The sequence below is a fragment of the Chryseobacterium sp. OSA05B genome (assembly GCF_019970065.1).
Classification (GTDB): domain Bacteria; phylum Bacteroidota; class Bacteroidia; order Flavobacteriales; family Weeksellaceae; genus Chryseobacterium.
This window is the reverse complement of sequence record NZ_JAHXYH010000002.1, coordinates 805,681-817,966: the sequence shown is the minus strand read 5'-3', so window position 1 is coordinate 817,966 and position 12,286 is coordinate 805,681. Positions and strand designations below refer to the sequence as shown.

Here is a 12,286-nt window from a genome sequence, read left to right as displayed (position 1 = left end):
TTAGAATATTACTGTATAACCAGTTTTAAAGTAAATAATTTTCTTGTGTGTACTTTCACGAAGTATACGCCCTTCGGAAGATTTTCATTCACCAGAGAGAAACGTTGGTTGTTGATGTTTTTGGATTCATACAACAGCTGTCCTGCTGCAGATAACAGCTCAATTTTCTCGATAGGGTAATCACTCTTGATGAATGTAGGTTCACCCGGTTTCGTTGGATTCGGATAAATCACTACATTTTTCTCTGTGCTTTTCACTTCATCGGTTCCCAATGTTCCCGATGTCACCTGAAACTGTTTTCTGTTGGAAACTTCTGTGTAAGAGTCATTCGTAAACATTACCATATAATAGTTCCCCGGCGTTGTAGGAAGTGCTGTTCCCTGGATGGTTTTTGTTCCCTGAGTAACTCCGTCAAAATACGTATAAGAAACAAAATTATCATCCGGCGTCTGAACATTCTGAGGGTAAATTCCTAACCAGTCTTTGATGATTCCAGGAGAATCCGTCCATGAAGCGGTAATATTTTCACCTAATGTATAGACTGGTTTGTTGATCCACAGATCTGTTACAATATCCCCTACTTTGAAGAATACTTTATCTCCTATTCCCGTATATCCGTCTTCAAGAAGATACTGAGCATAGTAATATCCCTTTGCAAGACCTGTAAAATTCAGTGTTCCTGCAGGTGTTGTCACATAGCTCCATTTGGTAGCAGTATTGGTTCCAGGCGTCTGCCCCATTTTATAAATCCCGATCCAGTCTTTCACCAGATTCGGTCCGTTGCTGTAATTGATAACAACTGTTCCACCTACAGGATACGTATCTGCCGTTGCCTGCAGCACTACTTTCGGTCCTACATAGAAACTTTTTCTGCCTGTAATTTCAGTATATCCTCCATTGGCAAAGAAACCTGCAAAATACTGACCTTTATTAGCAAGACCATTCGTGAACACAGCTGTTCCTGCCGTTTGGCCATTAGTGTAAATAAAGCCCTGAGAAGTTGTAGTAGCAGGCGTCTGTCCTTTTTTATAAATTCCAACCCAGTCCTGCTGATTTCCAGGTCCTCCCGTATACGTAGATGTGATAGGCTCAGCCTGTGTATATTCAGTTTTGTCTAATGTAAAGGTAGGATTGGAAACCACACTTCCGGCAACCTCAAACTGTTTTACATCACTCCAGTCACTCCATTCCAGGTTTCTGTCTCTGTAACGAACCTTTACATAATACGTCCCGTTTGAAATAGAGTTCGCTGCGATAGTCGCTTTTGTAATATCAACTCCTGCATTCAGGTTTTTCGTTTTATCCGGTGTTCCGTTTCCATCTTTTCCAAACCAGTTTTCGTAGTCACGGTAAAATTCTTTTTCAATGACTGAGAAATTGGCAGCTTTACTGATCTGAAACTGTGTGGTATTCAGAAGTTCTCCATTGGATGATGCAAAAGCGCTTCCGTCGAGAGTCAAAGGCAACGTTACCGATGCAGCAAAGGTGTTTATAATAGAAGGTTTTGATGGCTTCGGCTGGTTTTTATACCTGTGGAAAGTATCTACCAGTTCATTTTGCTTCTTATTGTAAACGCCACCGATTGAGTAGCATTCTATGTCTACTTTCCCGGTCTGTACATCTACTTCCACGATCTGATAGGTCCAGTCGGTCAGTGTTTTCTGTACATCATCAAAATCCTGCTCATTAGACATTCCCCAGTACTGATCCCATGCCGTACCTCCGGAAATGATCTGATAGTTTGGCGTTTCTTTCAGCTGACCTCTGTGGTACAGGTGGTGGTGAGCTCCAACGTGCATTAAATATTTATTGGAAGTCGTCAACAAGGGTACCGCATTGTTTCTTACCCATGTAGAAATATCTCCTACGTACTGTTCTGCCTGATAAGGTCTGTGGCTCAAAGAGATGATCCAGTCTACCGTAGGATCTGCATTGGCTTCATTCAGAATCTGGGAAAGCCATGTCTGCTGTGCGGTACCTGTATGTTCAGAACTTAAGCTTACAAACAGAACGTTACCTGCCTGCTGTGCGTAATAGTTTTCGTTTCCGGATGAGATATTTTTATATTTAATTTCATCAATATAGAAATGGGCGTAATAAGAATTCATCCCCAGTGTTCCATACGTCTCGTGATTTCCTACTGTAGTCTGAATAGGAAGATAGGGTGATAATTTGATGTTCTTTTTAAAATGGACATTCTCATAATGATCAAGGGTCCCTACGTCTACCTGGTCTCCTACCATAAAAGTAAGGGCAATATTATCTGAAGGGTCTGAACCGGCTCCAAACTTCTGCTTTAGTTTTTTGAAGGCATTCAGCGTAAGGGTATCATATCGTGGTTCCGCTTTGATCTGGTTGTCCCCCATGATTAGAAAACGGATTTTCCCGTCAGCTGTAGCAGGCTGTCCCGGAAGAGGAAGGGTTCTGAAATTGTAAACTGCAGACTCTGTAGTTCCGGTCTTTATTTTATAGTAATATTTCGTGTTGGGCTGAAGACCTGCTACTTTAGCAGTGTGGTAATAATAGTTGTTGTTGTAACCCGTATCGGAAAAAATGTTTGTTGTTCCCGTAACCGTCACGTTCAGGCTGGTTGGAGACGTTCCGTAAATTACAGTTGTTTCGTTGTCGGAGGCTGTTTTCCAGTTGACAATCATCGAGTTTGGCGTCGGATTCTGCAGGTAGGGAAACAGTGCCTGCCCGAATGCCATCTGGACGGCAAAACAGAAAAAGAAGAAATAGTGTTTCATAATAGTTTACTTTTGTATAGATTTATTTCGATTTGTAAATCAGGTCTTTAAAAAAATAATGATCTGATTTTTTAATTTCGGGCAAAAGTAAACTTCCTATATAAACTGTGCCTGCCGGGAACTTAAAGGAACTGTTAACTTTACGGCAGATTTGGGGTGAAAAAATTATAGTTTTTAGTACATTAATTATTTGGTAGAATCAAAAAGTATTTTGTATCTTTGCGACCTGTTATTCAACCTCTGACGAAGAACGTGTAAGTTGCTTAGCTTTAACATTTTATTTTATTAATAATGGATTTATTAAAGTACGTACAAGACCAGTACATTACTAAAAAAGATTTCCCTGAATTCAAAGCAGGAGACACAATTACTGTGTATTACGAAATTAAAGAAGGACAAAAAACAAGAACTCAGTTCTTCAAAGGTACCGTTATCCAATTAAGAGGTACTGGCGCTACAAAAACTTTCACTATCAGAAAAATGAGTGGTGATGTAGGTGTAGAAAGAGTATTCCCTATCAACATGCCAGCACTTCAGAAAATTGAAGTTGACAGAAGAGGTAGCGTTAGAAGATCTAGAATTTATTACTTCAGAGACCTTAGAGGTAAAAAAGCTAGAATCAAGGATGCTGCTTACAAGAAAAAGTAATTCAGACAACAATACATACAAAAAGAGATTATCTGTTCAGGTAGTCTCTTTTTATTTTGGTATAATTGCGGGGCTTCAGGAATCTCTTTTTTAGAGGATACTTATGATTGGGCAGAATTATGATAGGACTGCATCCTACCTTGGGCTAAATCGCCACGTTGTGGCTGGTTTTCTCAGCCTCGATCGACCTTAGTCTTAGCCTCAACCTCACTTAATAAACTCATACAAAGCATTAAAAAACTTAGAATACACTTCTATATGCGGAAGATGTCCTACATTTTCGAGCTCAACCAATTTTGACCCGGCAATTTCCCGCTGTGTCTTTTTTCCCAGGTCCTGATACTGCCCCATTTTAGGCTGTAATTCTTTAGGCGCTCTGTCTTTTCCTATTGCCGTCCTGTCTCTCGTTCCGATAATCAACAGTGTCGGTGTTTTTATATTTTTGAATTCATAACAGACAGGTTGATTGTAAATCATATCCGAAGTAAGTGCAGCATCCCAGGCTACCACTGGATAATCTTTGTGTAGCGTCCAGCCCGCAATAAGATCCAGCCACGGCTGATATTCATCTTTCCATTGATTATCATAATAGAATTTCATCTGATAATTTTTGTACGTTTCAGCGGTATTTTTCAGTTCCGACCGGTACGCCTGATCTATAGTCTGATAAGAAGCAAAACTTTTATAATCTTCCAGTCCGATTGGGTTTTCCAGAATCAGTTTCTGAACTTTTTCGGGATAAAGAAGGGTAAATCTCGCAGCAACCATTCCTCCCATGGAATGTCCCAAAACGATAGTCTTCTCAATCTGAAGTTGGTCCAAAATAGCTTTTGTATTCTCTGCCAGTTGGGAAAAAGAAAACTGGTAGCTATGAGGCTTAGAAGACTTTCCAAATCCGATCTGATCCGGAATAATTACTCTGAAACCCTTTTCTGAAAGGTCTTTCCCCGTCTGTTGCCAATACGCTCCGTTGAAGTTTTTTCCGTGGAGAAGCATGATTGTTTTTCCATTCGGTTTTTGGGGTTTTACATCCATATAAGCCATTTTCAGGTCATTATTCTGAGATTCGAGATCTAAATAATGGACTTCATATGGATAGGAGTAGTCGGATAACATTGCATCAAGTGGCTTTATCTGCGAAAATACGGAGGTGGATACTGCAGAGATCATGATTGCAGTCATTGCTTTTCGGAAGTAGGTCATGAACGTTTTGTTTTAGCTATTAAAATTAAAAAAACCGATCCAAAAGGAACGGTTTTTAACACTATTTAATTGATTATTTTTTAAGCTACTTCAACTGTTTTTAATTCTTTTTTTGCTGGAAGATTCATCAGGACAATCGCAAAAAGGATCAGAATAATCCCTCCCCACTGGACCAGCAAGACTTTCTCTCCTAACAAAACGAAAGCCATCGTCACTGATACCGGAAGCTCCAGTGATGAAACAATACTTCCCAAACCAAGACCCGCATTCGGAAAACCTACGTTGAATAAGATAGGCGGCACAATGGTTCCGAACAAAGCCAGAACAAAACCGTACGTCCAGAAAATGGAATAGTTGAAAGAGTGAATATGCTCTGTATTATCTGTAAAATTAAGGTATAATGATTTTAGACCATCAAAATACATAGGCCCTATCTGAGCAAAAAACAGGAAACCGAATACTACGATCGCCCCACCGGAAAGCATGATAATACTTTTCCTGAATACCGGAAGATGGGTAGCCAGTGTATTGGAAGTAAACATGGTCATGGTATACGACGCTGCAGCCATTAAGCCCCAGAAGATCCCGTGCCAGTCGAGTTCGATATCCATATTGATCAGGTTTGTCGCTAAAATCGTTCCTACCAGTACGATGATCACGGAAACTACTTTTCTTGCATTAGGCAATTTCCTTGCAATAATGCTTTCCACCACAACACTGAACCAAACGGACTGCATCAGCAGCACAATCGCTATGGAAACATTGATATACTGAACCGCAATATAATAGAACAGACTGGTACAGCCTAAAGAGGTTCCGGCAATCATCAGCATTCTCACTTCTTTAGCACTTGGTGACGAAAGTTTCTGTTTGGATGTGATCGTCTGCATGAAATTCAGGAACAAAAGCCCAGCTAATCCCAGCATAAACTGAGCAGAAGTCACTTCGGAAGTAGTATAGCCGTCATGATAAGCCATTTTCACAAATGTCGCCAGCATTCCGTATATACTGGCCCCGATCCCTACGAATAAAACTCCTTTGAGTATATTTTTCTTCTTCATAATTTTTTTAACAGCCTGCAAAGTTACAACATAATAATTAAAATACCCGGAGACGTGATTGTCATAGATAAATAAAATCGCCGCAAGCAAGCTTGCAGCGATTCTCAAAAAATGATTTATGTAGTAATTATTTCTTAACGATTACTTTAGATGAAGCTTCAAAACCAAGTCCTTTCACTTTTACCATATAAGTTCCGTTGATCAGGCCATTGGTAGAAACTGCTTTTCTGGCCACCGGTGAAATCTTATCTTCTGAAGATACCAGTTTTCCAGACATATCATAGATCTCAAGGCTTACTTTTCCAATTGTACTGCTTGGGAAGTTGATATAGAATTCTTCTTTAGCAGGATTCGGATAGATAGAGATGGTATTTTTAGCCGCTTTTACTTCTTCTGTAGACAATGCAGAACATCCTTCCGGAAGGGCAAAGCTTTCAGTCTGGTCATTGATATTGGTCAAAGATCCGGCTGTAGCCAGTGCCCCTAAACCTCTTTTAGCAAAAACTCTCCAGATCATACATTTATCTACGCCTCCTGTTGTTGCCAATTCAGCCTGAAGGATCGCATTTCTTCCGTCAATAAACGTTGGGTTACATACCTGAAGTTTCAGAGCATCCGTTACCAATTGAAGTACTCTTGCACTTCCGCTGGCAGCATTAGCCGTTACGTCAGATGCATAGCCGTATTTTTCAACGTACTTCCAGTTAAGATCCCAAAGCATGGTTGCCCAGATAAATCCGATGGAGTGAGAATCCGGTACAATAGCTGATCCGTTGTTGAATTCCATCCCATTGGTTCTGCCGTATGTGTAGTTATTCACGGTAAAATCCGGTGAATACTTAGCCGGTCTGATTCCTAAACCAGTAGTTGCCTGCCCGATAGGATACGTTCCCATTCCTCTTGCTACTGAAGCGTTATCTCCAGGTTTATTTGTAATCATTAATGCAAAGAAATCTGACCATCCTTCTCCCATCTGCTCTTTATCAGCATTTGAATTTAAACAGTTATATCCTGTTCCGGTCATTCTGTTGGAGATTCCGTGACCATATTCATGGGCAACAATTCCGTTATCGAAACTTCCGTCGTATTTTGTATCTGCTCTTAAATCAACATTTACAGGGATGCTTGCAGCTAATTTTGTTTTAATAAACTCTCCTTCAGCATTCGTTATTAATATGGTTGGTGTTGTAATGGTAGGATCGCTACCGGCCATATTACCTAAAGTGGAACCATTGGCTGCATTGTTATAGATAATTGTTCCTATAGCTCCTGCATTCTGTGCATTTTTCGTCTTTACAGAAAAACCGCATGTTCCACCTCTTTCAACCAGACCAATTTTTCCAGCCAGTTCTCCGGCTGGTAAAGCCGTACAGCCATCAATAACACTGGCAAGCTTAACATCTCCGGTGATTCCAATATCATTTACGGCAGGACCAAACTGAGCGACTCCCGCATTCACAACACGGTTTACAGCATCAGATGGTGCTTTGTAGAATAATTTACGGTTTGAAACCAACCACAGATACATCTGCATCACCGGGTTGTAATTGTCCATATAAGAGGCAAAATTGGCATTATTAAAGCCTCCTCCATCTTGTGACTGTGCAAAAACCTCATCATCATCCAGACCTCCGTTTCCAAAATTATTACTCTGGAAATTTCTGGCAGATTCAGTAAATCCGAATTTATAGAAAATATCGTGCACCATATTACTTATATAGAACAAGTTCGTGGTGGCTGCTGACAAATTATTATAAGTGAAACCTGTTGAGCTGTAAGGAAAATCGAAATTTCTTGCGGCTCCTCCATCCGGCGATACCCCGAAAGTCTGTTCATTGGCATCTTTATCATCGTAAGCATATACATTATTCCCTCTTGTGGTGGTATAATGAGTAGTCACATTGGAATGCCAACCTTCCGGTGATGAAGCAAGAATCCATGGATTGTTTACTATGGCTCTGGATCCGAATGTCGGTGATTCTACAGGCAAAGGAAAAACGTTATAAGAAGCATTGTCCGGCGCCAAAGTAACCAGGTTACCGGTATTGAAGCGATAAGCGCTCTCCACCTGTGGTAATGAAGCCACTGTATTTTCATCATGAGCATAGGCTTCATCGTGGAAATTACATGAAAGGTTTAAATTAAGCTTGCTTAAAATTTTTCCTGTATTGGCATCAACAAGAATATTCCAGTGATTTGTCGTTTTTGGCTCGTGTAAAATATATTCGTACGCAAGTCTGAGGTTCTGGCTCTCATCTACTGTATAAACCAGTCTCTGTTTCGCTGCTGTAAGTTTATTAGCTCCTTTTTCGAAAAATGCCATAATAGGCAGATCCGAAACATTCTCAGCCCCTAAATCGGCAGCTATTTTCTGTAACGCGGCTTCTTTTGTGATCGTAGCGGCAGTAGAAGTAGATACCTTATAATCTTTCAGAAAGTTATCCGAATAATAAACGACTTTATTATCTTTAACTAACACCGTTCCTGCAGAACCATAAACTGGTATTCCGTTGTAGGTTTGCTGGAACTTTACAACATTTCCGTTCATTGACTTTGATGCGTCAACATTTTCAATGACGAAATTGGTAAGATCGTTCTTTTTATATTCCCTGATCTTGTTTTGAGAAATATAATCTTTAACTAGCTTCTCATTATCTTGTGAAAATAAAGTAGAAGGAAATACTGCGAATGCAGCAAATAAAAGAGGTAGAGTTATCTTTTTCATTTTTACTAATAAAGGCGCTAATTTACAAATAATTCACAATTAATGCATTTTTTTAATAATTTATTTGAAAAAATAAAAAACTATACCTAAAAAACCCTTATTCAATAAACTTTTATCATTTCCACAATACCTAATTACCCCTGTATGTCCATAAAAAAAGCTGCCTTGAGAGACAGCTTAAATTTTTTATTTTTTGATTATTTTTTCTGAATATATTTCGCTCTTATCATTTATTACATTAACAATATAAACTCCTTCTTTTCGGGAACTGATATCGATGTCTATTTCTTTTTCATTACGCAGTATTTTATTGTACACTGTATTTCCACTCAAGTCTCTGATCTCAAGCTTTCCTGACTTAACTTCTTTATTCAGAATTACTTTAAATAATCCATCAGTAGGGTTAGGAGTAAGCTTGAACATCTTTTCTTCTGATGGTTTTGCTGTCTTTAATACCGGGCAATCCATGTTAATGTCATAATCAAAAAACGGATAATTGTTCCATGCATATGCTACTTCAGTCTGACCGTTATAAGAGTATTCCATTGTTAATTTGAATTTCTGAATTCCAGTTGCTCCACCATTTACAGCAGCATCAAAGTCTGAAGGTTGTGGATAATAGACAAAAAAGTTGCCAGGCCCGAATGAAGGATTAAACGGCACAGGAAAAACCGTTCCCGACTGTAAGCCTACCAGTTCCAGCTTGAGATTTAATAAGGTAGCCCCGGCCGGAAGATGATGATATCCGCCAACACCTTGTGTATATCCTATACATTCTCCCGGTTCGTATCTGAAATCTACAGTTCCCATACCATTTGTCTCGCATATATTTTGTGCCAGATCTCTCCAATAGTTCATTTCACCAGACACAACTTCAAATCCATTAGGCCTGTTAAAATATAATCTTGGAGTTACGTTAATATTAGGATCTCCCGGAACAGGTTCTACCGATCCGGAATATGATCCCGCACCATATGAGGCAATAGCCGCAGCAGCCCTGATTGCTGACATCACTGTATTGGTATGAATCATTGTAAACCTTGCTCCCCTGTTGTATTTGAACTTCAGTTCATTCACAAATGCTGCAGTAGTACCATAGCCCGGACTGCCAGAATTCACAAGATAAGTGCCTGTAAGTGCATTGCCCAGATTTCTCATTGCATCAGTAAATACAACCACTCTAAGATCACTCCCCAGGCCTAAGGTTGTCTGAGGACTTACAATATTAGCATTGGGATTTCCGTCAAGTGCATCACCAATCATTCCTAAGGATTCATTAAAAAGATCTCCAAAATCCAGACGTCTTTCAAAATTCTGGGCGACAAACTGATCGCTGGTAAAATCGGATTCGATATAAATCATGGGCTTATAAGTCCCACTGGTATCCCCATACTTTCCTGTTCCATACTGTACAACAGCTACTCTGCTTTTGTTATTACAGGCCAAAAGCTCTTCCATCAGCTTAATGGCACCCCGCTTCATATTAGCGTATTCATCAGCGGTGATGGAGCTTCCGTTATCCAGCATGATAATGTAATCAAGACCTTGTGCTTTAAGTCCACTCCATGACATCATGAATGTCATGAATAAAAATAAAAATGTTCTTTTCATGGTTATTATTTAAATTTAGTTGGCTAAAAATAATATTTTTTCCCTATTTGATGAAATAATTTAATAATAATCAAGTAAATTAAAATAATTTACAATGAAATTACACCAAAAAAGTAAAAAAAATAACAAATAAACAAAGTTCAACCATCATAAAATCAAGATCTTACGTCGTCAATCCTGATTCCTCATAGAAACAAAAAAAAGCCGCTCTTACGAGCGGCTTCATATATTCAAATGGGTTGAAGATTATTTACCTTCTTCCATTTTTCTTTTCAATTCTGCTAATGCATCGATATCTCCAAGAGTTGATCTTTCTTCGTTGTTTGAAGAAGAAGATACGTTTCTAGAAGAAGAGTCTTTCATATTTTTCTTCTCTTCGTCTCTGAAGATTCCAGTATGAGAAACTACTACTCTTTTGAACTCTTTGTTGAATTCGATTACTTTGAACTGAGCATCCTCACCTTTCTTGATTTTAGATCCATCTTCTTTCTCTAATAATCTTGATGGGCAGAAAGCTTCTACTTCTACGTCTTCGAACTGTACAGAAGCTCCTTTATCGTGAACCTCTACAGCTTTACCAGCGTGGATAGTACCTTCAGCATATTTCGTTTCGAATTTATCCCAAGGGTTTTCAGTTAACTGCTTGTGACCTAAAGATAGTCTTCTAGCCTGGATGTCTAATTCAAGAACGATAACGTTTAATTTATCACCTACTGCACAGAACTCAGATGGGTGCTTGATTTTCTTAGTCCAAGAAAGATCAGAGATGTAGATTAATCCGTCGATACCTTCTTCTAACTCTACGAATACACCAAAGTTAGTGAAGTTTCTTACCGTTCCTACATGCTGAGATCCTACCGGATACTTAGCTTCGATATTTTCCCATGGATCTTTAGATAACTGCTTGATACCAAGAGAAATTTTTCTTTCTTCTCTGTCTAGTGTTAATACTTCAGCTTCTACTTCATCACCTACCTTCACGAAGTCTCCTGCAGATCTTAAGTGAGTAGACCAAGACATTTCAGAAACGTGGATCAATCCTTCTACACCTGGAGCGATTTCTACGAATGCACCATAGTCAGCAAGAACTACTACTTTTCCTTTTACTTTGTCACCAACTTTCATGTCAGCAGAAAGAGCATCCCAAGGATGAGCCTCTAATTGCTTCATACCTAACTGGATTCTTGTTTTCTCATCATCGAAATCAAGGATAACAACTTTCACAGTCTGTCCGTCCTCAAGAATTTCAGATGGGTGGTTCACTCTAGACCAAGAAAGGTCTGTAATGTGGATCAATCCATCTACACCTCCTAAGTCAATGAATACACCGTAAGAAGTAATATTCTTAACAGTACCTTCAAGAACCTGACCTTTTTCAAGCTGAGCGATGATTTCTTTTTTCTGACCTTCGATATCTGCTTCGATCAATGCTTTGTGAGATACCACTACGTTTTTGAACTCAGGGTTGATTTTCACAACTTTGAACTCCATAGTTTTACCTACGAACTGATCGTAATCTTTGATTGGCTTAACATCAATCTGAGAACCTGGTAAGAATGCTTCGATTCCGTGTACGTCAACGATCATACCTCCTTTAGTTCTAGACTTAACAAAACCGTTAACGATTTCACCTGTTTCGTGAAGTTCGTTTACTCTATCCCAAGCTTTAAGCGTTCTAGCTTTTCTGTGAGATAACTGTAACTGTCCAGTTTTGTCTTCTCTTCTGTCTACCATTACTTCCACATCATCACCTACTTTAAGGCCCGGGTTGTAACGGAATTCGTTAAGAGAAATAACACCTTCAGATTTGAAATCGATATCAACGATAGCTTCTTTATCCGTTAATCTTACAACTTTACCAGTGATAACGTCGTTATCGTTTAAGCTGCTAAGAGATCCGTTATAGATTTCTTCTAAATCGCTTTTTTCTTTTCTCGCATCTGCATCAAGACCTGATTCGAATGAATCCCAATCAAATTGTTCTGGTGCTACGTTTTGGTTTAATAAAACCTCTGCTGAATTTGTCTCTTTTGACATTTTCTAATAAAATTTGTATTCCTTCTTTTTTAGTGGTCTGAATAAATGTGGATCTAAAAAATACGGAAGTAATTAATTTTTAATATTTTACCTTTTCAAACCTTTCACACAAAAGTGGGTGCAAAGATATGAATTTTATTTTATATTAACAATGGATTTCTCGCTCTTTCTTATTAGAAATCAAGGAGAAACTCAACCTTCATGTAATACATTCATTTCGTGAAATGTTTTAATAGAAACACCCAGCATCCTTC

At 38.9% G+C, this 12,286-nt stretch carries 7 protein-coding genes; 1 reads left to right on the top strand and 6 read right to left on the bottom strand.

Going from position 1 to position 12,286, the window contains the following annotated elements; translation table 11 throughout:
• Window positions 1-8 precede the first annotated feature (8 nt).
• Window positions 9-2,747 carry a fibronectin type III domain-containing protein gene (locus tag LC419_RS11080; RefSeq protein ID WP_223607392.1) on the bottom strand — a complete coding sequence of 913 codons (2,739 nt, stop codon included), beginning with the start codon at window positions 2,745-2,747 and terminating at the stop codon, window positions 9-11.
• Between the two features lie 291 nt (window positions 2,748-3,038).
• Here LC419_RS11080 and rplS point away from each other — a divergent pair, with 291 nt between their 5' ends.
• Window positions 3,039-3,395, top strand: a complete 357-nt coding sequence (gene rplS, locus LC419_RS11075) for a 50S ribosomal protein L19 (protein WP_223607391.1) — start codon at window positions 3,039-3,041, stop codon at window positions 3,393-3,395.
• 207 nt (window positions 3,396-3,602) lie between these two features.
• Here the strand turns inward: rplS and LC419_RS11070 are convergent, their stop codons facing one another.
• The 5 genes from LC419_RS11070 to rpsA all read right to left on the bottom strand — a co-directional run bounded on the left by LC419_RS11070 (window position 3,603) and on the right by rpsA (window position 12,032).
• Window positions 3,603-4,598, bottom strand: coding sequence for an alpha/beta fold hydrolase (locus tag LC419_RS11070; protein WP_223607390.1), 996 nt, complete (start codon window positions 4,596-4,598; stop codon window positions 3,603-3,605).
• Between the two features lie 80 nt (window positions 4,599-4,678).
• Complete coding sequence (locus LC419_RS11065; RefSeq protein WP_223607389.1) at window positions 4,679-5,659, bottom strand: DMT family transporter; 981 nt, start codon at window positions 5,657-5,659, stop codon at window positions 4,679-4,681.
• A gap of 127 nt (window positions 5,660-5,786) precedes the next feature.
• Window positions 5,787-8,384: a T9SS-dependent M36 family metallopeptidase gene (locus LC419_RS11060; protein ID WP_223607388.1), complete on the bottom strand. Its 2,598-nt coding sequence runs from the start codon at window positions 8,382-8,384 to the stop codon at window positions 5,787-5,789.
• Between the two features lie 186 nt (window positions 8,385-8,570).
• Complete coding sequence (locus LC419_RS11055) at window positions 8,571-9,995, bottom strand: T9SS type A sorting domain-containing protein (protein ID WP_223607387.1); 1,425 nt, start codon at window positions 9,993-9,995, stop codon at window positions 8,571-8,573.
• Between the two features lie 246 nt (window positions 9,996-10,241).
• Complete coding sequence (gene rpsA / locus LC419_RS11050) at window positions 10,242-12,032, bottom strand: 30S ribosomal protein S1 (protein WP_034726429.1); 1,791 nt, start codon at window positions 12,030-12,032, stop codon at window positions 10,242-10,244.
• Window positions 12,033-12,286 lie beyond the last annotated feature (254 nt).